The sequence below is a fragment of the Sanyastnella coralliicola genome, assembly GCF_030845195.1.
Taxonomy (GTDB): Bacteria; Bacteroidota; Bacteroidia; order Flavobacteriales_D; family Sanyastnellaceae; genus Sanyastnella; species Sanyastnella coralliicola.
In genome coordinates this window covers 2,030,290-2,054,808 of sequence record NZ_CP132543.1, presented here as the reverse complement: position 1 = coordinate 2,054,808, position 24,519 = coordinate 2,030,290, and the positions used below count along the sequence as shown (strand labels likewise).

Genomic DNA, 24,519 nt, shown 5'->3' with positions numbered 1-24,519 from the left:
ACCGCATACCGCATACCTGAAACAAAAAAGCCGCCTCGCAAGCGAGACGGCTCTTTTTATTCAGTTAAGCGAGCTATTGCTTATTTGTTAACCACTAGTCGTCCAGTGATTACATCGTTCTCTGTTGTTAGACGGTAGAGGTAAACTCCAGTTGGAAGGTTACGCGCGTCCAGATCGATACGGTAGTTCGTACCTGCTTCCGCGTTAGCGTTGTAAACTTCAGCAACTTTCTGACCGTTCAAGCTGATGATCTCAACTACAGTCATTCCGTCGTTTTCTACGTTGAACTCTACAGTTGCGCGATCGATAGCTGGGTTAGGGTACACATTTACACGTGTCTCTTCTCCACCTTTGAACGCTACAGGAACGTACTCGTCTGCGTCAACACCGATAACTGGGTTTGAACCACTCTGATCTTCGAAGTAGATCACCTGAGTGAAACAAGTTTCGTTACCTGCACAGTCAACTGCACACCAAGTGCGCTCGATGCTGTACTGTGGACAACAATCGTGATCGAAGGCGAAGTCACCTGATCCGTTTACGTCCGCTCCAAGGAATGACCCGCTGTAAGTGAACCAACCACCAGAACCGTAGTTCTCGTTTACGTTGTTTGCAGCGATACCAACCTGGTAACCGTAGTAGTAGTTAGCTGGCGCGTGAGATAGGTTCAATGAAGACCCATCGTAATCACCCCATCCTGTCAAAGTAGCTCCTTCAGACATGATGTAGTACATCCAATCTAGGTGGTTGTCACCTGAGATTCCACAGTCATCTTTGAAGCTAGTTGGGAATCCTTGAGTTGACCACTCTTCCCATGGTAGACCGTTTTCGAACTCAACGTCGATCACCCATCCAGCGTTCGCGTTTTCGTTGTTGTAAACAGTACCAGTCAAAGTAGCAGTTCCATCAGGGTACTCTACCCAGTTTGCATCAAGTGTGCTGTAGTATGAAGCCGACTGACCGTCGAAGTTGAATAGTACAACGCTCCATAGTTCAGTACCTGCACAAGTCTCTCCGTCTTCGTATGCTTCTGGAGTCATTGCAACACAGTCAGCAGAAGAACCTTCAGCTGGTAGGTCACCAATCAACTCTTCAGTGTAGCTTACTTCAACGTCTCCTTCACATGCGTCGAATGCAGTTACATCTGCTGCTGCAGGAACCTCATCTTCACAGTCAAGAGCTAGTTCAGCGTCAGGAGTACCATCAAGAACAGGAGCAGTAGTATCAACTACAGTGATGTTCTGTGATGCAGTTGCAGTGTTTCCACAAGCGTCAGTTGCAGTGAACACACGTACAATGCTGTACTCGCTATCACAATCGCTATCCGCTACATCGTCAGTGTAAGTAACTGTTACGTCACCACAGTTGTCAGATGCTTCAGCGTTCATGTCAACGATCTCTTCGTCACACTCGTAAGTAACGTCAGCTGGTACGAAAGTGAATTCAGGAGCAGTTGTATCAACTACAGTCAACGTCTGCGTAGCAGATGTGCTGTTTCCACACTCGTCAGTTGCAACGTACGTACGGATCATTGTGTACTCATTTGCACACTCACCGTCGATGATCTCAGCAGTTACGTCGATAGTAACCTCACCACAGTTATCGAATGCTACTGCAAATGGTGCAGGAAGCTCTTCGTCACACTCTAGTGTTTCATCTTCAGCTACGAATTCGAATTCAGGAGCTTCGTTATCGCTAACGTTGATGTTCTGTGAAACTATTGTTTCGTTGTCACAGTTGTCAATAGCGACCCAAGTACGAACGATAGTGTATGACTGTGGACAGTCACCTGGTAGGATTTCTTCACCTAGGTAAGAGATCTCTACCTCTTCATCACAGTTGTCTTCAGCAGCAAGTGCATCAGATACAGCTGGGATATCATCACAATCAGCATCCATGTCAGCAGGAGACATTGTGAATACAGGAGCTACTTCGTCAACAAGAGATAGAATCTGCTGAGCGTAAGCTTCGTTTCCACATTCGTCAACCGCAACGTAGTCACGTACGATAGTACCTGCACATCCACCTGATACGTAAGTATCTTCGAAAGTGATCTCAACGTCACCACAGTTATCTGTAGCTGTCAAGAATGGTACGTCAACGTTATCACAAGCTGTCTCTACTTCGATTTCGAATGCATCGAATACAGGAGCAGTAGTGTCAACTACAGTGATGTTCTGTACTGCTGTAGAAGAGTTTCCACAAGCGTCAACCGCAGTGAATAGACGTACGATGCTGTACTCATTTGCACATTCACCTTCCGCTACGTCGTCAGTGTAAGACACTTCAACGTCACCACAGTTATCGATAGCCTCAGCGTTGATAGCTGGTACTTCTTCGTCACACTCGTAAGTAGCATCAGCTGGTACGAAAGTGAATTCAGGAGCAGTAGTATCAACGATTGTTAGAGTTTGCGTAGCAGTTGCACTGTTACCACACTCATCAGTCGCTGTGTACGTGCGGATCATAGTGTACTCGTTGTCACACTCACCATCGATGATCTCTGGAGATACTTCGATAGTTACTTCACCACAGTTATCGAACGCTAGTGCTTCAGGAGCAGGTAGCTCTTCGTCACACTCTAGAGTTACGTCTTCAGCAACGAATTCGAATTCAGGAGCTTCGTTATCGCTAACGTTGATGTTCTGAGACATTTCAGTCTCGTTATCACAGTTGTCGATAGCTACCCAAGTACGAACGATTGTGTAAGACTGAGGACAGTCACCTTCGATGATTTCTTCACCTAGGTATTCGATCTCTACTTCTTCGTCACAGTTGTCTTCTGCAGCCAATTCTTGAGCTACCGCTGGAATGTCGTCACATTCAACGTCCATATCAGATGGGAACTCTACGAATTCAGGAGCAGTGTTGTCGTATAGAGAAAGGATCTGCTGAGCTGTAGCCTCATTTCCACACTCGTCAACTGCAAGGTAGTCACGGATGATAGTACCTGCACATCCACCTGATACGAATGTATCTTCGTATGTGATTGTTACTTCACCACAGTTATCAGATGCAGTCAATAGTTCTGCATTGATGTCGTCACATGGTACTTCAACTTCTGCCGGGTACTCATCGAATACAGGAGCAGTAGTATCAACTACAGAGATGATCTGAGTTGTTGAAGATTCATTTCCACAAGCGTCAACCGCAGTGAACGTACGTTCGATCTGGTAAGCTTGTGGACAACCTCCACAAGTACCTTCGAATGAGAAGTCTTCAATCATAAGTGTCGCTGCACCAAGAGATCCGTCGATTGATTCGATACCGAATCCGATGATATCTCCTGCGTTCGCTTCAAAGTCGATTGATCCGAACTGATCTAATTCAGCTGACTCAAGAGACATAGCGAAACGCTCTCCATTGATGTAGTAAGCAACATCCCATGTGTTTCCACCAACGTCAGTTGTTACGTAATCCCAATCGAATGCGTAAGTACCTGTACCTTCTGCTACGATTGAAATTTCAGTGTCACCAGCGATTCCGTTGTCTGTTCCTACGATAGTTACATTCGATTCAGTGAATGTAATTGTACCGTCACCACCATCGTAAGTTTCAGTCCAATTAGCACCAGCGTAGTAACCGTTGAATCCGAAGTGCTCACACTCTTCTCCTTCACCACCATTGGTAATGATTTCGTCTTCGAAAGTAACAGTAACGTCACCACAGTTATCAGAAGCTTCAGCGTTGATAGCTGGTACTTCTTCGTCACACTCGTAAGTTGCATCTTCCGGTACGAAAGTGAACTCAGGAGCAGTAGTATCTACGATTGTTAGAGTTTGAGTAGCAGTTGTACTGTTACCACACTCATCAGTCGCTGTGTATGTGCGGATCATTGTGTACTCGTTGTCACACTCACCATCGATGATCTCAGGAGATACTTCGATCGTTACTTCACCACAGTTATCGAATGCTAGTGCTTCAGGAGCAGGTAGTTCTTCGTCACACTCTAGCGTTACATCTTCAGCTACGAATTCGAATTCAGGAGCTGTAGTGTCTTCTACAGTGATGTTCTGAGTGTAGAATGCTTCGTTGTCACAGTTATCTGTAGCAACCCAAGTACGAACGATTGTGTAGTTGTTTGGACAATCACCAGGGATGATTTCCTCTCCTACGTATTCAATCTCTACGTCGTCGTCACAGTTGTCTTCAGCTGAAATATCAGTTGCAACTGCTGCTGCTCCGTCTGCTGCGTAAGCAACGATTGAGTTTGCAAGCAATTGGAAGTCTGGCTGAGGATCCCAGCTAGGCTCGCTGAAGAATGGTAGTGTTGTTCCACCGAATACTACACGTCCGTTTCCGTACGCCATTTCAGCAAGAACTACATCTGAAGGTGCACCTTGAGCGTTCATGATCGCGCTCATTCCAGCAGGACAGATCAACGAGTGACCGAACCAGTTACCAGTGTAAGTAGTAGCGATTCCGTTGAAGATTGGGTGCGCTGCGTCAGATGCTTCAGCGATTTCAGTAAAGCTTGGGTAAACCAATTCTACACCACCGAATCCTAGGTTGATGTTTCCACCAACGTTTGGAGAAGCATTCATCAATAGACGTCCACCGTTGTCAACCCAGTTCTCAAGAGCTGGAAGGTTAGCTGCAAGGAATGTAGCCATTGCAGTGGCTCCAGCATCTCCACCTTCTAGGTAGATGAATCCGTGGTCATTCAATAGATCGTTGATATCAACGTCTTCGAAGCGTAGGTCAGACCAGTTTCCTGCTCCGTACAATGCGTCCATTGCTACAACGTGAGCGTCAACTCCGCCCCATAGGCTAGCGTTAGAACGTACAAACGCTCCAGCTCCTAGTTCACCGTTGTTGTCATCTCCACCGTCAACTACTTCACCAACTGCAGGAATGTTATCACACTCAACAGTTACGTCAGCAGGACCGTTTGTAAATTCAGGTGCTTCGTTATCGTATAGAGAAAGGATCTGCTGAACAGCAGTTTCATTTCCACACTCGTCAACTGCAAGGTAATCACGGATGATCGTACCTGCACATCCACCAGACACCATAGTATCTTCGTAAGTAACAGTTACATCACCACAGTTATCAGTAGCAGTTAGGATATCAGCGTTGATATCGTCACACGGTACTTCAACTTCTGCTGGGTACTCGTCGAATACAGGAGCAGTAGTATCTACGATGTTGATCTGCTGTGTAGCTGTAGAAGAGTTTCCACAAGCATCAACTGCAGTAAACGTACGGATCATGCTGAATTCCTGTGGACAATCTCCTTGTGCAAGGAACTGATCGTCGTAAGTGATGGTTACATCACCACAGTTATCGATAGCAGTAGCTTCAGTTGCAGGAACTTCTTCGTCACACTCAACATTGATTGCTTCAGGAACCATAGTGAATTCAGGAGCAGTTGTATCAACAACGTTGATTGTCTGTACACCCATCACTTCGTTTCCACAATCATCGAATGCGCGGAAGATGCGGTTAAGAACGTATTCGTTCTCACACTCTCCGTCAACGATTTCTTCAGTCAATTCGATAGAAACAACATCATCACAGTTATCTTCAGCGATTGGGAAAACCACTGCAGGAAGTTCTTCGTCACACTCTACTGTTTCATCAGCAGGGAATTCAACGAATTCAGGTGAAGTTGTATCAACGATAGTTACAGTTTGCTGAGCCATAGACTCATTCTCACAGTAATCGATAGCAACCCAAGTACGGATGATTAAGTAAGACTGCTCACAGTCATCACCATCTTCAGCAATTTCTTCGCTGTATTCGATTGTTACTTCGTTTCCACAGTTGTCAACTCCATAAACATCACCAGCGTCAAAGTAGTTACCGTCGTCTCCAAGAGCTACGTCTGAGCATTCCAGCGTCTCATCCGCTGGGATATTTACCAACTCAGGCGCTGTCGTATCAGTGATAGTAATGTATTGTTCTACAGTAGAAGTGTTTCCGCACTCGTCAGTAGCCTCGTATACACGGTATAGTACTCCGAGGCAGCCACCTGATTGTAGAATCTCTTCTACGATCTCTACTGTAGCTTCTCCGCAGTTATCAGATGCAGTCAAAGTGTATGCGTCGATGTCCTCACAAGGAACCGCAGTGTAGAATTCGTAATCGTTGAATTCAGGTGCAGTAGTATCTTGTACGTTTACGATCTGCTCGAATGAGCTTTCGTTACCACACTCGTCCATCGCGTACCAGTTACGGATGATAGTGTAGTTTCCAGGACAATCTCCATCAATAATCTCTTCGTTGAATGAGAATTCGATGTTCGCTTCTTCTGAACAGTTATCCATTACAGTAACGTCAGCAGCAGCTTCAACCATATCACACTCTACAGTGATTTCAGCTTCTGGAAGTCCAACTAGTTCTGGAGCTTCTTCGTCAACTACAGTGATTGTCCATTCACCGTCAGCACGGTTTCCACAAACGTCAAATGCAGCCCAAGCATGTACGATTTGGTAGTTGTGTGGGCAATCACCATCGATGATTTCTTCACCTAGGTATTCAACCACAACTTCACCAACACAGTTATCTACTGCTTCTACCATTGGAAGCTCGTAGTTCACGTCGTCACAAGGAAGAGTAAGATCTTCCGGTAGGTTTGTAAATTCTGGAGCAACTTGATCATCAACGATGATTAGTTGAGAATCGATGTTCACGTTTCCACACTCGTCTTCTGCGCGGTAGAAGTAAGTGAACTCAGTATTGTGTACACAATCTTGCTCATTGTTAGGCTCACAAGAAGCGTCAGCGTTCAAGTCACCATGACCTTCAACAGCTTCTCCACCGATGAATCCATCGTACGTGAACCATCCAGAGATACCGTAATCACAGTTCTTGTTGTTAGCACCTTCTCCGATCTGGAAACCGAAGTAGTAGCTATCTGGCATGTGGTAGAAGTAAAGAACGTCACCAGCATTGTCAGCTAGACCTGTCATTGTTGAGAATCCGTTTACCATTTCGAAGTAAGTCCATCCTTCGTATAGGTTTCCGTCTTCAGCACATCCTAGATCGTCTTTGTAAGAACGTCCAAGTGCAGACCATGCGTTCCAATCAGATTCGTTTTCGAACCAGAAATCAACCATGAACTGCTCACCTGGGTTAACGTCGTTTACAACAACACCGTAGATGTGTCCAGTTCCATCAGCGAAACGATCGAACGTACCACCGTTATCGTCGAAGTGGAAGTTCGCAGAGCTTAGAAGTCCTTCGTTAGCTAGAGAAGGTAGCCAGATTGCCCAGTCATCACCAGGACCAAATGCAGTTGCCAAGTCACAAGACTCGATCAACTCACCTGTGTTAGATTCAAATACTTCTACATCAACATCCTCGTCAGAGCATGAATCGTAAGCAGTAAGGTCTGCAGGAGCAGGAACGTCTTCTAGACAGTCAACTAGGATCTCTTCTTCAAAATCAGAGAACTCAGGAGCTGTGTGATCTTCGATCGTTACAGAGAACGTGATCGATGATTCGTTTCCACACTCATCAATAGCAGTGATAGTCTTTGAACAAACTGCAACTACAGGGCACTCAAGTCCTTCAGTTGCCAAAGCTGGCTCAACAAGTACCTCAAAAGAATTACAATCTTCAATCGTTGGGAAAGGTACGTTGTTATCTAGGTAAGCAAGTACCTCATCGATCGTCTGTCCTTCCGAACATTCGATCGTCATATCTTCAGGGTAGTTAGTGATTACTGGTGCTTCATCATCAACGATTGTGATCGTCTGAGTACACATTTCAGTGTTCTCACCGTCAGTTGCAACCCACGTACGTGCGATGATCAACGGACAGTTGTTGTTAGAGATCTGGTCATCCATGAAAGAAATGTCAAGATCACCAACACACTCATTCGCTGTGATAACAGGAAGACCACCGCCCATTTCTGGAGAGTAGTCATCACCACAAGCAAGTGTTACGTCAGCAGGACAATCAATTGTCAATTCAGGAGTACAAACCACTTCAGCTCCTTCAGCAGCGAAACCAACGATGTTGATTGCCAACTGAGTGAAGTCTGGTTGTGGGTTCCAATCCTCGTAATCAAACCAAGGAAGAGTGATACCACCAAATAGTGCGTATCCGTCTCCGTAGTTCATACCAGCAAGGCTTACGTTCCCAGGAACGTTCTCCTCGTGCATGATAGAAACCATTCCAGCAGGACAAATCAACGCGTGTCCGAAGTAGTTTCCTTCGTATACCGTTGCAAGACCGTCAACCACTGGGTGAGCTGGATCAGTTGCCTGACCGTTGTCATGAAGGTTAGAGTACAATAGAGTTACTCCGAAACCTAGATCTTGGTTTCCACCTTCGTTTGGAGCAGCATTAATGAGGATGTGACCACCGTTGCTTACCCATGCTTCAATATCCGCTTGGTTCGCAGCGATAAACGCAGCCATTTCATTTGTTCCGTTGTCTCCACCTTCGAGGTAGATAAAAGAGTGATTCGCTAGAAGATCGGCTACGTTAACCGTCTCAAAGCGCTCATCAGTCCAGTTACCTGCACCGAAGTTAGCATCCATAGCGACAATGTGTCCACTATGATCATCGCCCCACAAGCTAGCAGTAGAACGTACAAAAGCCCCCTGAGCATTCGCCATGGTAAATGCGAAAGCTACAAGAGCAAACGTGAATAGGGCAGCTAGGAAATTTGAAGCCAAACCTTTCACGCTACATCGTGTTGCAGTTGTTGCAACAACAGTAGAATGTTTCATGGTAAAAACGTTAGTTAAACAATCAGTTATTAAGCAAACAGTAAGCTGATTGTAAGCCTCAAATAGGGAGTCAGATGATAGTGCCGAAGCAGAACACTTTGGCGTTGTTTTCAGTGCAAATATACGGCTTTTTCGATAAACACAAAGAATTCTTCGATAAAAAAGTGGGATTCGTCGATATAAATTCCTCCTACGTCTAAATTATTGGCTTTCTTGTAACCATGGAAAAGTACCAGGTGATCACCCCACTTGTACCTGTTCGCTCGGAGCCCAGAGACCCTGCAGAACAGGTTACCCAGTTCCTTTATGGAGAACACATTGAAGTGCTTGAAGAACATGCGCAATGGAGACGTTGTCGTTCGTTACAAGACGGGTACGAAGGCTGGCTCGATTCGAAAATGATCGGGGAAATACAATCAGGTGATTATCTAGTGAAGAGTCCAATGACCACTATTTCATTGCCTTCAGGCAATAAAGTTGTTCCCGCCGGGAGTCGAATCGCGGAGGATTTGGAGGAGACACCGCTAGAATCCATCTCTCAAGCCGCTAAGATGTTCCTAGGTGCTCCTTATTTATGGGGAGGGAAGTCAATTATGGGGATCGATTGTTCTGGGCTTACACAAGTAGCCTCACAGCTCGTCGGAATTCAGCTGTCACGCGATGCGCGTGATCAAGCGCAAGTAGGAGAGGAGATCCCATTCGCTGATCTCGCTGAAGAAAACGACCTCGCCTTCTTTGATAATGAAGAAGGGAACATCATCCACGTCGGGGTGATCTTAGAGAATGAAGGTCAACGCTTCATTATACATGCAGCAGGCGAAGTACGGATTGATCGATTTGATCACCAAGGAATTTTCCGTGAAGACCAACAGCGCTACACGCACAAGCTTAGAATCATCCGCCGAGTTAACGGATGATAATCGGCCTGCTCTGACGGAAGTCATCAAACCACAATACGTAGTAATAAGTTCCCGTAGCTAACCCACTCACATTAATAGTAGATTGGTGCCTGCCTGGCGCATAATTAGCGTTGCTAATGATGGTTTCAATCACTTTACCTTCACTAGAAACCAAGTCTACATTGACCTTTTGAGATTCCTCAAGGCTAAATCCAAAAGTGAATTCACTGGTCGTTGGATTCGGGTAACTCGGGAATAGCTGCGTTCCTGGATATACGAAGAGATCTGTCGCATCCGGACCAGATAGACTGATATCTTCATCACCTTCTTGATATGGGATGACCGTGAAGTACACCAAGTACATTTCGTCTTCTGTGTCTTCTCCCCACCATGACCATTCTGGTGGATCATTCGGATTGTAAGGATTGTCTGAAGTGTTATCGTACTCACCAATAGCATGAACTACGTAGTCTCCAGGAATATGAACTAGATTCTCATAGGCATAGAATCCTTGCCAATTAAATTCCCATTCAGGAATGTTAATCAGAGGAATCGTATCTGTTTCATCTGGACTAACCGCAAACACTTCCCAGCTTTTACCTAGTAGGTGACTGTGTGGCGCAATACCAATAAGAGAGACATCGGTAGGCATTTCGATGGTACCATGGAAAGAGGAAATCTCATTCGGTGGAATCACAAACGACTCATCTAAATGCTGAGGCGACATAGGGAAGGTGATTGCATAGCGTTCAATCGGTTCTTCAGAGAAGAAGATGTTGATTGAAGTCTGGTCATATTCGTCTACTGAAGTTGGGCCATAGTGCATCTGCAGCAAGAGTTTACTGTTGGCAAAAAGCTTCGATCCAATGGTAGGAGGGTAGTCAATAGGATTTGATCCAGGAACCCAAGCGCTTAAGAAAGGTTGAAGTGGTTCGAAACCGAACCCACCAAAGTTCTCATAACCGTAATCTGGATCTTCTGCGTCGAGCTGGTAAGCGTAATCCGTAGTGTCTTGTCCAATGATGGCGTGGTGACAAATCAAGTTGTTGTCTTGTCGCACCTCAATGGCACGTACATCTTGATCTTCCTCAAGACCAGTTTCTAAAACAAATACCTGATATTGATCTGTCATATCTCCTTCATGCAAGTAAGCCTCCTCCATCGTCAAGATGAGGTCTGGAGTACCAATTTGGCTTCCTTCCGCATAGACCGGAGCATCTGGGGCGTTGTCAAGGTTCCCTGTCGGCATGCCTTCGTCTACCCAAGTCGCGAAAAGTGCGATCTGTTCATCAGTGAGCACGTTCTCATCACGGAAGTTTCCATAACCAGGCTCGGGTGACCAAGGTGGCATGTATTTAATCGAAGTCACATATTCGATGATTGAAGCATATCCTGCCACCTCGTCGTAGGTCGTGAATGGCATCGGACCAATCTCTCCTGGTCTATGGCACTTCGTACAGTGATCAAAAACCATAGGAGCAATATCATCTGCCCACGTAACGGTTTGAGCATTCATCTGTGTGGCGAGACCAATCATGGTCAAGAGGAAAGCAATTCTTTTCATCGGTATTCGATTATGCAGCCAACTGACTGTGTTTTGGAGATTTCGATTGTTCGGTTTTCGTTCAGCGCTTCAATGGCATCACGCAACTCACTCGTTGTGGTCTTAGTTCTTCGCTGACCTATGCGTGCATAGGTGTTGTCTATGCGTCCTTCATAAAGGACATTTCCCTCACTATCCAAGACAAATACTTCCGGAGTGACGGAGGCATTGAGTTTCCGCGCTAGCGATTGGTCACCCTTCTTTAACGAAAAAGGAATTTCATAGTACTCCTTGAACCATGCAATGTCTTCTTGTTTTGTGTGGTCGTTAGGGAACACGCCTACGAAATTGAACCCAGCATCGCTGAATTCGTTGTGGAGCGTTCGCATTTGTAACGCGTAATCTTGACAAATAGGACACTTAGGGGCGAGGAAAAAGACCACCTCGTAGCTAGGCTCGGCTGGCTTGAAGCTCGAACTCAATAGAAGAAGTGCAGCGCAAGCAACGATACACAAGTAGTTTCCTATTCTCATTTCCAGCAATTTAACCTACCTCAAGCAAGAACGCAATTCAAAGACTGTCGGATTCTTCGGAAGTTTAGTCTGTCGCTGAAAAAAATGTAGTTTCAGCCAGCAATTGGCGATTATGCAGTTATCCATTTCAGACTGGTCGATCATTATCGGCTTCTTTCTTATTTCATTAATCATCGGTGTGCTATCGATGCGACGCGCTGGAAGCAGCGCTGCAGAGTTCTTTCTTTCAGGTAGAAATATGCCCTGGTGGCTGCTCGGAGTTTCGATGGTGGCCACCACCTTTTCGGCCGATACACCCAACCTGGTGGCGGATCTTGTCAGACAAAATGGAGTAAGCGGTAACTGGGCCTGGTGGGCGTTTTTGCTAACGGGTATGCTGACGGTATTTGTTTATGCTCGTCTATGGCGACGCAGCGGCGTCATGACCGACATCGAGTTCTACGAGCTTCGGTACAGTGGAAAGGAAGCATCTTTCTTACGTGGCTTTAGAGCCATCTATCTAGGTGTATTCTTTAACGTGGTGATCATGGCCACCGTATGTTTAGCGGCCGTCAAAATTGGTAGTGTTCTGCTCGGTCTTGCACCGTGGAAAACGCTCCTGTTGGCTTCTGTGGTGACAGTGATCTACAGTGCGCTTGGAGGCATCCGAAGTGTGATTTTGACTGATTTCGTTCAATTCATCCTCGCGATGATTGGTTCTGTTGGAGCAGCGATTGTCATTGTCAACCTGCCTGAAGTAGGCGGGTTAGATGCCATGCTTTCTCATGAAAACGTCAAACCTTCGTTGGATTTGATTCCCTCTTGGGATGATAAAGAGACCTTCATTATGGTCTTCTTGATTCCCATTGCGGTGCAATGGTGGAGTGTTTGGTACCCGGGCGCGGAGCCAGGTGGAGGAGGATATGTGGCTCAGCGTATGCTTTCTGCAAAAGACGAAGACCACGCCTTAGGTGCCACCTTCTTATTTAACATTGCTCACTATGCACTTCGTCCGTGGCCTTGGATTTTGATAGCCCTGGCTTCGATGATCGTATTCCCACAGTTGAGCGACATCCAAGCGGCCTTCCCAAATGTTGATAGTGATGTGATCGGTGATGACTTGGCGTACTCAGCAATGTTGACATATCTACCTCATGGATTGTTAGGACTTGTAGTTGCCTCGTTGATTGCCGCTTTCATGAGCACCATTTCTACGCACCTCAACTGGGGAGCGAGCTACATCGTGAATGATTTCTATCTCCGATTTGTTGACCCTGAAGCGTCTGATAAGAAGCAGGTGAATGTAGGACGGATTTCTACCGTAGTTCTCATGGTACTTGCTGCGTTATTGTCTTATAAAATCGGGACGGCAAGTGCTGGTTTCAATGTGTTATTGCAGATTGGAGCAGGTACAGGATTGATCTTCATCCTTCGTTGGTTCTGGTGGCGAATCAATGCCTACACTGAAATCACCGGCATGGTGTCTTCCTTTATCTACGCCATTGCAATGTTGAATGTTGACCACGGTTTGGAACCATATCAAGTTTTAGTCCTTGGCGTAGTTTTGACCACTATTTGTTGGTTGGTCGCAACTTTTATGACAAGACCAACTTCTACCGAGACATTGACAAACTTCTATAACACAGTCCAGCCAGCAGGAAAAGGTTGGCGTAAGAAATTAGGTAACGACATCGCTCCAGCTCAAGGTAAATTACCTCGCCAGATTTTGAGCATGGTCATTGGAACCTTTTTGGTTTATGCCGTGCTTTTTGGATTCGGAAAGCTACTTTACGGTGAGACGATGTTAGCTATCGTTCTCCTGGCTTTTTCAGCTATCGCTGGAATGGTGTTGGTGCGTTTGAACAGGTAATCAAGCAAGGAATTTCTTCCCTTCTCGCGCCATCTTGCGGAGAATAGGTGAGCAGCGGTAACGATCCTCGTGATATTCGTTGTACAGGCCGTCGAGTGTTTCAACACAGTGGTTGATCCCTTTCTCATCAGCCCAAGCAAGCAAACCTTTAGGGTAGTTCACTCCTTTTGTCATCGCCAAGTCGATGTCTTCTTTAGACGCAATATTTAAGTGCAGGGCATCCGCTGCTTCGTTGATGAGCATTACCAAGATGCGCCAAAGGATCATTTCACCGAGCTCCTTGTCTTTCGTAGGTTCTGGTTGTTCAGCACCTTCAGCGTAGTCATAGTAACCACGTCCAGATTTTCTACCATACCAACCGGCTTCAGAATGACGCTTTTGCGTGAATGAAGGTTTGTATCTCGGATCATAGTAGAAGGCCGCGAAAACACTCTCTGTAACCGCGTAGTTGACATCGTTCCCGATGAAGTCCATCAACTGGAATGGTCCCATTCGGAATCCTCCCATGTCGCGCATGGCCCAATCAATGGTCGCGAAATCGGCAAAGCCCTCTTCATAGATACGAAGTGCTTCTCCGTAGAACGGACGAGCGACACGATTCACAATGAAGCCCGGTGTATCTTTAGCAATTACCGTGACTTTCTTCCATGAATCGATGAGTGCTTTTGAAGACGCAAGAACTTCTGGATCTGTCTGAACCGCAGGAATGATCTCAACCAAAGGCATCAATGGCGCAGGGTTGAAGAAGTGGATTCCGAGTACGCGATGAGACAGCTTTACCGATGCGGCGATGGCAGCAATGGAAAGAGAAGAGGTATTACTAGCCAAGACGCAATCCTCGGCAACAATGCCTTCAAGTGTCTCGAAAACCTGCTTCTTAATATCGAGTCGTTCGATGATCGCTTCGATGATTAATCCGCAAGGGGCAAAGTCGTTGAGGTCAGTAGTGTATTTGATTCTACCCTGAATTGCTTCCGCGCTAGCGTTATCAAGCTTACCTTTTTCAACCAAACGAGCCATAATCTTAGCTAGCTTGGCTTTGCTTTTATCTAAAACGTCAGTGCTTGTATCTGAAAGCACAACTTGATGTCCGTTCTGCGCCGCTACTTGGGCAATTCCAGAACCCATGGCTCCGGCACCTACAACTCCGATGGTCTTCATAGAAAAACTTTGCCGCGAAGTTGGCCCTTTTTTTGGTAGATGAAAAGTGAGATTTAATCGTGAACAAACTGTGACAGCTCCCCGCTATCTTCGCTGAAAAGAAATATCATGAAACAGCTACTCTTCATATTCGCTCTTTTGCTAGGAATGACTGCTCAAGCAGACCCTGGTGATGAAATGACCGTGATCTGGGACCGTGTGCTTAAGCGCCATGTAACCACTGACGGAAGAGTTGATTACGCAGGTATTAAAGTAGACAAGGAGTTCAGTCAAGTTGTTTCGCTGTTTCAAAAGCAAATTCCAGACGGTACTTGGACGAAGAACGAGTCGCTTGCTTATTGGATGAATGCGTACAACGTATTCGCTATTAAACTGGTGGTAGATCACTATCCGGTGAAGTCGATCAATGATATTGACAACCCTTGGAAACAGAAAACCATCAAGATCGCAGGCAAGAGCTACAGTCTAGATCAGATTGAGAATGAGATCATTCGTCCTACGTTTAAAGATGCTCGTATTCACTTCGGTATCAACTGCGCCAGTGAATCTTGTCCGCCGATTTCTCGAACTGCATTTACAGGAACGAACGTAAACAGTGAACTCGATAGACTAGCTCGCGCTTTCATGAAAGACACCAAGAGAAATAAGTTTCAAGGTAGTTCAGCTCAAGTATCAAAGATCTTCGAGTGGTTCAGCGTTGATTTTGAGAAGGAGGGAGGTGTGATTGCTTTTATGAAGAAACATGGGGCAAACATTGAAAATGGTGCTAACTTGAGCTACCTAGACTACGATTGGAGTCTCAATTCAAAATAAATCCTTCATGACGCGAACGATTTCCATTCTGTTTGCATTCATCACGCTAAGCATGAGTAGCTGCGCCCAAGACGAGAATTTCGACGGCATGTTCCAACGCATGACCTCAGGAACTGTGGAAGTCATCACCCCTGATTCTTTGCCAAAAGACGGCATGGTTTACCTTTTAGATGCCCGAGAATTAGAGGAGTTCGAGATTTCTCACATACCTGGTGCGCAATACATTGGCTATGATGATTTCTCGATGGACAATGTGAAACATATTCCAAAAGACGCTACGGTGATCGTTTATTGTAGCGTTGGCTACCGCAGTGAAAAGATTGGAGAGAATCTCCAAGAGGCAGGCTATGGCGATGTTTACAATCTCTACGGAGGAATTTTTCACTGGGTAAATACTGGTAACGAGGTGGAAAACGACGAAGGCGAGAAGACTGATAAAGTACATACGTACAATAAGAAATGGTCAAAATGGCTTGAGCGTGGAGAGAAAGTCTATGAGTAAATACTCCATTGCTTTTTTAGCCAAGCGTCCTGAACTGGGCAAGGTCAAGACTCGTTTGGCCGCGACCATTGGCCATCACAATGCCCTAGAAGTTTACGAGTTCTTATTAGCGCGAACGATTCGCACGCTGGATGCTTGTGACGCTCAAGTGTTCACCTTTTTGACTGGTGAAGGACTGATTCGTCTTCCACACGCATTCTTGAAGGCAGAGCAAATCAAGGGCGATCTCGGAGAACGCATGTTGGCGGCTTTTATGGAAATGTACGAGGGCAAGAAGCGCCACAAAATGTTATTGGTAGGTGCTGATATTCCCGGGCTAAGCCAAGAAATAATTCAACGTGCCATTGATGCGTTAGATGATCATGACGTGGTGCTTGGTCCGAGTGAAGATGGGGGGTACTATCTGATTGGTATGACTGAACCACTTGCTCCGCTTTTCATTGGTAAGAAGTGGAGTCATGAAGATGTTTTGTCTGATGCTATCGCTAACGCGGAATCGTTGGGTCGTTCGGTGGCAACGATTGATACATTAAATGATATTGATACATTCGAAGACTTGAAGAGCTCCCTCGTTTGGAATGAGGTTCAAGCTTTCATCTCACACTAATTATGAAGAATCTTAAAGAGACAGTTGCATTTCTTCGCTCACGCGGAATCGACGATGCAGAAGTAGGTATAGTATTGGGAACCGGTTTGGGAAACTTGGTAACCAAGATCAAGGTAATCAAAGAGCTGAGCTACAATGTGATTCCTCACTTCCCGATTGCAACAGTAGAGTTTCACTTCGGTAAACTCATTTACGGTGAACTTGGAGGAAAGAAGGTTCTAGCACTTCAAGGCAGATACCATTACTACGAAGGATATACGATGGAACAGATCGTATTCCCTGTTCGTGTGATGAAGATGCTGGGAGTGAAATACATTTTATTGTCAAATGCAGCTGGAGCAATCAATCCTGATATGAAGAAGGGGAGTTTGATGCTGTTAGATGATCATATCAATCTTCAACCAGACAACCCACTCCGAGGACCAAACTATGACGATCTTGGGCCTCGCTTCCCTGATATGAGTGCTCCTTATGATCCTAGTCTCAATGCGAAGATTAAAGAGATCGCGAAGGCTAAGGAGATTGACTTAAATGAAGGTGTCTATGTTTCTGTAATGGGACCTAATTTGGAAACGAGAGCAGAGTACCGATTCTTGAGAATCATCGGTGCAGACGCAGTAGGAATGTCTACCGTTCCTGAGGTGATTGCATGTAACCACATGGGGGTGCCTTGTGCAGCAATCAGCGTACTTACAGATGAGTGTGATCCAGACAACCTGAAGCCCGTAGATATTCAAGATATCATTGAGACCGCCGGTAAGGCAGAAGTATTCTTGACAGCGCTTCTTGAGGAATTGGTAGCGACTTACGGTTGAGGAACCGTATGATCAATCTTCGTTAGTTCGATAGATTGGTAAGCAGCGCATTTCTTTTGAGACTTGCATGAAGTCGCAAGGCAGGCAACCACTAGTAGAAGGGCGAGAGAAAAATTCGTTAGGTTTTTCATGTGCATAAAAGTACACCTTTGGCTTGAATGTTCAACTGCACCTTTCACTTTTCACAAAGTTTTACCCTACACAGGTAAATCGCTTGTCGCGCGCACCTTACATTTCCGTAGCCTTGAAAGAAAAACATGAAGCGAAAATGTCTTCAATGTCAAACGGAACTTCAAGGAAGAGCAGATCAGAAGTTTTGTAATGGATGGTGCCGGTCATCATGGCACAATGATCAACGACGCATAGCTCGTGTAGAAGAGTTATCTCCTCCGACGCTTCGATCGGCCTGAGTTGAACTTACTATTCCCAGGTTTAGGCTTGCGTTTCTTATCGTGGAAGGCTCCCTTGTAGTTCGGGTCTTCTTTACGCTTTTGGTGATCGATTTCGCGCGCTTGTTCTTGCTTCTCCTGTTTTGTTGTCTCTAGTACTTCTAGATTTTCAGGTAGTTCAACCGAAGGAACTTGCATTCGGATGATCCCTTCGATTTTTTTCAAGTGATAGGTCTCAGCAGGATCAACAAAGGTGATCGCTTTTCCGGCTTTAAATGCTCGACCAGTTCTACCAATACGGTGCACGTAGTCAAGGTAATCTCTTGGAACCGAGAAGTTGATCACGTGGCTCACTTCTGGAATGTCAATTCCACGAGCTGACACATCGGTACTCACCAGAATACGCACGTCACCCGTTCGGAAATCATCCATAGCGTTCAGACGAGAATTCTGCCCTTTATTTGAGTGAATCACACGCACTTCCCCAAGATCAAGACGATCGAGGTAGCGGGAGATGTTTTCCGCATAGTCTTTGGTGCGGCTGAAGATGATGACTCGCTTGAACTCCTCGAAATCTTCAAGGAGTTGAGTGAGCAGATTCAGCTTCGTTCGGAAATTCGGAACTCGATAGAAAACTTGCTCTACCGTTTCAACCGGGGTCGATTCAGGAGTTACCTCTACACGTTGAGGCCAAAGAAGAAATTCTTCACTCAGCTTTTCAACTCGAGGAGGAAAGGTAGCAGAGAAAAGTAGGTTCTGACGCTTTCGTGGAATAACCTCAAGGATTTGACGGAGCTGTGGCATGAAGCCCATATCCATCATTCGGTCAGCCTCATCCAAGACCAGGTACTTCAGTTTCTTCACTACGATCGATCCCTTCAAATAGATCTCCATGAATCTTCCTGGAGTGGCGACAATGATGTCACAGCCTGCTTCGACCTCTGCCATTTGGGCTTTCGGACCAATACCTCCGTACAAACTAACTACACGTAGGTCTGTGTAGTTGGCCATGCGTCGTGTATGGTCACTTACCTGAATAACAAGCTCCTTCGTAGGAACCAAAATCAAACAGCGAGGGGCATTGTCTTGAGCATAGCGAAGATGACCAAGCACAGGCAATACATACGCAGCAGTTTTACCTGTTCCGGTTTGAGCAATGCCGATGAGGTCTTGCCCACTGCGCACTCTTGGAATGGATTTTTCCTGGATTTCAGTTGGGGTGGTAATCCCCATATCTTCCAGCGCATTCAAGAATTGCCTCTTTATTCCGAGTTCTTCGAAGTTCACGACGCAAAGGTACTCTTTTGAATGTCGTAATTTCGCTTTCATGGAAGCAAGCACCGGAAGCGCAATTGACGTGAATGAATTTGATAGCATTCGTCCGTATCGTACAGACGAATTGCCTGAAGTAATCGAACGCGTTCTAGATCAGCCATCGTTTTTCAAGATCATGAAATACATCTATCCTGATCTAGACGAGGAGGATATCAAGGAGATGATGGCTGATATTAAGACGCCAGAGCAATTCCAAGAAGAGATTAGTGGCCCGGCTTTCAAGGTGATTACGCAAACAACGACCAACGGTCTGTCAATTTCGAATCTTGATCACATTGAACATGGCAAGGCTTATTTGTACTTGAGTAATCACCGAGACATCATCCTTGATAGTGCTTTATTGAATGTGAGTCTTCTTGAGAAAGGATACAGTACTACTGAAATCGCCATAGGCGACAACCTTCTTCGACACCAACTGATTCACGATCTCGTGCGTTTGAACAAGAGCTTCATTGTTAATCGTAGCGTGAATCCGAAAGAGATGTTAGCTTCAAGTAAGCGTTTGGGGAACTACATTCACAAGACTATCCGCGAAGATGAAACCTCGATTTGGATCGCACATAAAGAAGGTCGTTCCAAAGATGGAGATGACCGCACTGCGTCTGGACTATTAAAGATGTTGGTTAGCGGAACGGATGAATCCATTGATGAGGCATTGAGCGCCTTGAACATTGTGCCTATGGTGGTGAGCTATGAATATGATCCATGTGACATTTTCAAAGCCAATGAATTGATGGCTGTTCGCGAACACGGCAGTTATAATAAGCGTGAAGGTGAAGATTATATGAGTGCTTTGGCAGGTATCACTGGCCACAAGGGAAGAGTTAACATTGCTATTGGAAGAAAGCTCGAACGATCACTGGAACGTCTTCCAGCCGACGCGCCTAAGAATGAACTCTACAAATTGCTGTCTCAGGAAATTGACCGCAGAATGCACTTGATGTACAAACTGTGGCCAACCAATTACATTGCCTACGATATTCTCCATGGAACAAGAGAGCACAATGGTCATTATACCAAGCTTCAGCGTATCGCCTTCCGCAATTACATTCGCGGACGTATTGTGAAGTTGTTGTTGATGCGAAAGGGAGGAGGAATCTTGAAACGTGAAGGCTTCATTCGCCAAGCCAGAGAAGTGATGCTTCAGATGTATGCGAATCCAGTTGTTAACCAACGTGACGCTTCTGAAGAGCCTGTTTATTAAGCCAGGCTGAATTGCTGTGATAGGAGTATAGAGGCGCTTACCGCTGCGTTTAATGACTCGGCCTTTCCTTTTCCAGGAATCGTAATTGCTTTGTCGCAGTGGTGGCGAACCCCATGACTTTCCGATCCTATAACGTAGAGTCCATTCAATGAGGTCTCTTGGTAGAGATTGTCACCGTTCAAATCGAGTGCAACCAAGCGTTCTTGAGGAAGATCTTCAATGTTCAAATAGTGGCATTCAATTCGGAATACAGAACCCATTGAAGCCTGCACTACTTTTGGGTTGAGGCAATCAACGCAATCTTTGCTGAGGGCAATTCTTGTGTGTCCGAACCAATCTGCTGTGCGAATGATTGTACCCAAGTTTCCAGGATCTCTAATTCCATCTAAGACCAATAAGAATTCCGCGCTAGCGAGATCAGCAGGGAAATTAGCAGACTGATACCAATGTGGAAATCGAACGACAGCCATCAAGCCTGGAGGAGTCGAAAGCGAGGAGAGAAATTTCATGTCGGCTTCTTCAATCAGCTCAACACGACTAGCCTGCGGAGGTGTAACTGAGGCTACGTGCAAGACACATTCAATCTCAAGATTTGCCTTCAATGCTTCTTCAACAGATTTCACGCCTTCAACTAAAAAAGCGCCGTGTTCTACCCGTCCTTTCTTGCTTTTTAGGCTTTTGAACAGCTTAAATTGGTTTTTAGATAGCATGCTTTTTGATTGCTGACAAAGTAAAAACGAAATTTCGGACCGAATGAGAGCGAAGTTCGGACATTTGATCCTATCCACCATCGTGGTTTTGATGGTACTCTCTTCTTGTAACCCAACGCGAAGGTTGCAAGAGGGGCAATCTCTACTCATGAAACAAAAATTGAAGTTGGAGAATCCTCCAGCCAATTTCTCACTAGACGAAGATGACCTTGAAGGTGTATTGAAACAACGTCCAAATAGGAAGATCCTATTGCTACGTTTTCACTTGGGGGTGTATAACATGGTAAATCCTGAGAAACAAAAAAAGGTCCATCAGCGAAAGAAGGAGCACATTGAGAAGAAGATTGACCGAAAGGTGGCCAAAGGCAAAGAACTTTCTCCAAAGGACCTACGTGAAATGCGCGCAGATACAACAGGGTGGAGAGATTGGTTGACCACCACCGTAGGTGAGGCTCCTGTCGTTTTTGATAGCACCAAAGCAGAAAAGAGTGTTGATCAGTTGCGCATTTTGTTAGCGAAGAACGGCTACTTCAACAATGACGTTTCCTACGAAGTAAAGTATCGAAGGAAAGGGAAGAGGGTGAAGCCGTTGGTATATACCATCACGCCAAAGGAACCATACATTATTGATAGCCTTGCTTTTAATGTGAAAGATCGTGGCATAGCGCGACGTATTGACTTCATTGAATCAACCTCTTCTATATCCGTTGGGGAACGATTTTCTGTTGAGGCCATGGATAAGGAGCGTGATCGCATTGCTGATTACTTGAATAATCGCGGGTATTATTCATTCACCAAAGACTACATCACCTTCCAAGCAGATAGCACCCGTGGAGATCATAAGGTGGCCGTAGAGATGATTATTCGTAGACCACGAGCGCCAATTGCGGGGACAGACTCTTTAGTAGCGGTAGATCACAAACGCTATTTCATTGGCGACATTTTCATCCATACCGATTACAGCCTGACGAATTCGGATTATGCTCCAACAGATACACTTGATTTCGGTGAGATCAAGCTGTTGTACGTCGATGAGCTAAACTTCAAGCCAGAGCTCATCGCCTACCTCATGGAATTCAAGAAGGGGGACCTCTACCAAAAAGACCGCTTGGATAAGACGTATCGAAAGTTTGTGCAGATGCCCATCTTCCGATCTGCTTCCATTGTACTGTCTGAGGATGATAAGAGTGAATTCAATGTCTTGAACTGTGACATTTACCTCACGCAGATGAAGCGCAAGTTCATCTCCTCGGAGGCTGGTGTGACGCATCGTGACGGACTTTTTGGTCTATCTGGATCATTGAATTTCTCGAACCGAAATATGTTCCGCGGCGGTGAAACTGGTCAGTTCAGGATTTCTGGAGCCATCGAAGCCCAGCAGCCGTTGACCTTGACAGAAGGAGAGGAGATCAGCGGTGGGGACGTTGCGGACAACATTCGATTCAACACTTTTGAGATCGGACCGGAAGTTTCGTTCAACTTCAATCGCTTTTTCCCGTTGAGCATGAATAGTTTCCGGAGATCGAATGCTCCACGAACCACGATCAGTGCAGGTTTCAACTACCAGGATCGTCCAGATTATGAAAGGCAACTCTACCAGTTCAGGTATGGTACCACCTTCATTGAGAACCAGTCAAACGGTTCAAGAATTTTCTGGGACATCTGGGAGCTTAGTACCATTAAGATTACCAAGAGTGAAGCGTTCCAGCAGTTGCTTGATAATTTGAATGACGACTTCTTGTCAACGAGTTATCAGAACCACTTGATCTCGTTGGGGCGAATCGCTTGGCAGATGAATACACAGCGTTCGCAGAATCAACGGAGGTACATGTTCAATCAAGTAACCTTTGAAGCTGCTGGTAACCTGCCTCGACTTGGCTTTCAATTGGCTGGAGCTACACAAGATGAGGTTGGGAGCTACCAAATTGGAGGGATCCGTTTCGCTCAATATTTTAAGATTGAGAACGACTTCCGTTTGTATCAGCGCATTGATGAAAAGAATAGCACAGCGCTTCGTCTTCACGGGGGAATTGGTATCCCTGGTGCGAACTTGAGTGTACTTCCTTTTGAGAAGAGTTACTATGGAGGAGGTTCGAATGGTATCCGTGCTTGGGAACCTCGAACGCTGGGGCCGGGTAGCTATCGTGACACTACAGCCTTGACTACCTTTAATAACATAGCCGAGGTTATTCTCGAAACGAGTTTGGAATATCGTTTCAAAATGACGCAAACACTCGAGGGGGCCTTATTCTTGGATATTGGTAACATCTGGTTGCTCGAGGAAGATGAAAATCGTCCGGGTAGTGGCATTAGTGCCAATACCTTCTTTGACGAGTTGGCTTGGGGAGGAGGATTAGGTCTTCGTTTTGACTTTGACTTCTTCTTGTTGCGATTAGACTTGGGGGCTCAGTTGAAGGATCCAGCGAAAATCAGTGGCGAGCGTTGGTTCTGGGAACCGAAGGATGAATACGCTGATTTCTACCAGACGATTCGTCCTGGACAAGAGTATAATTTCTTTCCAGAGCTTAACTTTAACTTAGGAATTGGCTATCCGTTCTAAACAAGGTGCAAAACTTCGGTGTTAGAGCGAACATTGCTTTGCTATATTTGCAGCTTCCAAATCATACTAAATGGGTTGGTTTAAGAGAATCAAAGAAGGTATTACCACACCTTCGCAAGAGAAAAGAGAGATCCCAGAAGGGAACTGGTATAAGTGTCCGGAGTGCAATCACGTACTCACCTCTCTGGAGCATGCACAGAATTACTGGGTATGTCCGTCATGTCAGCATCACGAACGAATTGGAGCCGGAGAATACTTCGCGCTACTATTCGATGAGGGCAAATTCAGAGAATTGGCTGTGAACCTAACAAGTGGTGACCCACTCGAATTCGTAGATACTAAGAAGTACACTGACCGTGTCAAAAGCTCCATGGAGAAAACGGGACTGCGTGATGCGATTCGTTGTGCCTCTGGTACTATTCATGGAGAAAAAGTGGTGATCGCTGCGATGGATTTCCGTTTCATCGGAGGTTCGATGGGATCTGTAGTAGGAGAGAAGATCGCTCGTGCAATCGACTACGCTATTAAGAACAAATGTCCTTTCATCTGTATCTCAAAGTCAGGTGGAGCACGAATGATGGAAGCAGGTTTCTCGCTAATGCAAATGGCGAAGACTTCTGCAAAGCTGACTCAGCTATCAAATGCTGGGTTGCCATACATCAGCTTCTTGACGGATCCAACAACTGGTGGGGTCACGGCAAGTTTCGCGATGCTAGGAGATTTGAATATCGCTGAACCAAAGGCGTTGATCGGCTTCGCTGGTCCGCGTGTAGTAAAGGAAACGATTGGAAAAGATCTTCCTGAAGGCTTCCAGCGTTCAGAGTTTGTTCTTGAGCATGGCTTCCTCGATTTGATCGTGGAGCGCAAAGACTTGAAAGACAAGCTAGCACTCATCTTTAAAATGTTGTCATAAGG

Annotated in this window: 15 protein-coding genes; 9 read left to right on the top strand and 6 right to left on the bottom strand. The window is 45.6% G+C overall.

The features are described 5' to 3' along the window. Positions 1-80 precede the first annotated feature (80 nt). Entirely contained in the window at positions 81-8,684 is an 8,604-nt protein-coding gene (locus tag RA156_RS08610) for an HYR-like domain-containing protein (RefSeq protein WP_306644177.1), read from the bottom strand. A 221-nt stretch (positions 8,685-8,905) separates the two neighbouring features. Between RA156_RS08610 and RA156_RS08605 the strand changes: the two genes are divergently transcribed. Beyond that, a complete protein-coding gene (locus tag RA156_RS08605; protein WP_306644176.1) occupies positions 8,906-9,601 on the top strand; it encodes a C40 family peptidase in 696 nt (231 codons plus the stop codon). Here RA156_RS08605 and RA156_RS08600 read toward each other — a convergent pair. Next, positions 9,591-11,147, bottom strand: coding sequence for a T9SS type A sorting domain-containing protein (locus RA156_RS08600; protein WP_306644173.1), 1,557 nt, complete (start codon positions 11,145-11,147; stop codon positions 9,591-9,593). The genes RA156_RS08605 and RA156_RS08600 overlap by 11 nt on opposite strands. Then, a complete protein-coding gene (locus RA156_RS08595; protein ID WP_306644172.1) occupies positions 11,144-11,659 on the bottom strand; it encodes a redoxin family protein in 516 nt (171 codons plus the stop codon). The genes RA156_RS08600 and RA156_RS08595 overlap by 4 nt, the downstream gene beginning before the upstream one ends. A gap of 112 nt (positions 11,660-11,771) precedes the next feature. On the opposite strand from RA156_RS08595, the gene RA156_RS08590 reads away from it, so the two are divergent. Beyond that, entirely contained in the window at positions 11,772-13,508 is a 1,737-nt protein-coding gene (locus RA156_RS08590) for a sodium:solute symporter family protein (protein ID WP_306644171.1), read from the top strand. Here RA156_RS08590 and RA156_RS08585 read toward each other — a convergent pair whose 3' ends face one another. Further along, positions 13,509-14,669, bottom strand: a complete 1,161-nt coding sequence (locus tag RA156_RS08585) for a 3-hydroxyacyl-CoA dehydrogenase NAD-binding domain-containing protein (protein WP_306644170.1) — start codon at positions 14,667-14,669, stop codon at positions 13,509-13,511. A gap of 108 nt (positions 14,670-14,777) precedes the next feature. Between RA156_RS08585 and RA156_RS08580 the strand changes: the two genes are divergently transcribed. From RA156_RS08580 to RA156_RS08565, 4 genes are read left to right on the top strand one after another with little or no spacing between them, the layout of a single operon-like run. Continuing rightward, on the top strand, positions 14,778-15,482 hold the full coding sequence (locus RA156_RS08580) for a DUF547 domain-containing protein (protein ID WP_306644169.1): 705 nt from the start codon (positions 14,778-14,780) through the stop codon (positions 15,480-15,482). Between the two features lie 7 nt (positions 15,483-15,489). Beyond that, the gene (locus RA156_RS08575; protein WP_306644168.1) at positions 15,490-15,984 is read left to right on the top strand and encodes a rhodanese-like domain-containing protein; all 495 of its coding nucleotides are present in this window, start codon (positions 15,490-15,492) and stop codon (positions 15,982-15,984) included. After that, a complete protein-coding gene (locus tag RA156_RS08570; RefSeq protein ID WP_306644167.1) occupies positions 15,962-16,591 on the top strand; it encodes a TIGR04282 family arsenosugar biosynthesis glycosyltransferase in 630 nt (209 codons plus the stop codon). Before RA156_RS08575 ends, RA156_RS08570 begins: the two co-directional genes overlap by 23 nt. Further along, the gene (locus RA156_RS08565) at positions 16,591-17,406 is read left to right on the top strand and encodes a purine-nucleoside phosphorylase (protein WP_434064839.1); all 816 of its coding nucleotides are present in this window, start codon (positions 16,591-16,593) and stop codon (positions 17,404-17,406) included. The genes RA156_RS08570 and RA156_RS08565 overlap by 1 nt, the downstream gene beginning before the upstream one ends. A gap of 380 nt (positions 17,407-17,786) precedes the next feature. Here RA156_RS08565 and RA156_RS08560 read toward each other — a convergent pair whose 3' ends face one another. Further along, positions 17,787-19,082, bottom strand: a complete 1,296-nt coding sequence (locus tag RA156_RS08560; protein ID WP_306644165.1) for a DEAD/DEAH box helicase — start codon at positions 19,080-19,082, stop codon at positions 17,787-17,789. Between the two features lie 40 nt (positions 19,083-19,122). Between RA156_RS08560 and RA156_RS08555 the strand changes: the two genes are divergently transcribed. Further along, a complete protein-coding gene (locus RA156_RS08555) occupies positions 19,123-20,334 on the top strand; it encodes a 1-acyl-sn-glycerol-3-phosphate acyltransferase (protein ID WP_306644164.1) in 1,212 nt (403 codons plus the stop codon). Here the strand turns inward: RA156_RS08555 and RA156_RS08550 are convergent. Further along, on the bottom strand, positions 20,331-21,044 hold the full coding sequence (locus RA156_RS08550; RefSeq protein ID WP_434064829.1) for a TrmH family RNA methyltransferase: 714 nt from the start codon (positions 21,042-21,044) through the stop codon (positions 20,331-20,333). The two genes, RA156_RS08555 and RA156_RS08550, sit on opposite strands and share 4 nt — an antisense overlap. Before the next feature lie 43 nt (positions 21,045-21,087). On the opposite strand from RA156_RS08550, the gene tamL reads away from it, so the two are divergent. Further along, positions 21,088-23,604, top strand: coding sequence for a translocation and assembly module lipoprotein TamL (gene tamL / locus RA156_RS08545; RefSeq protein ID WP_306644162.1), 2,517 nt, complete (start codon positions 21,088-21,090; stop codon positions 23,602-23,604). A 70-nt stretch (positions 23,605-23,674) separates the two neighbouring features. Further along, positions 23,675-24,517 carry an acetyl-CoA carboxylase, carboxyltransferase subunit beta gene (gene accD / locus RA156_RS08540; RefSeq protein ID WP_306644161.1) on the top strand — a complete coding sequence of 281 codons (843 nt, stop codon included), beginning with the start codon at positions 23,675-23,677 and terminating at the stop codon, positions 24,515-24,517. The last annotated feature ends 2 nt before the right edge of the window (positions 24,518-24,519 follow it).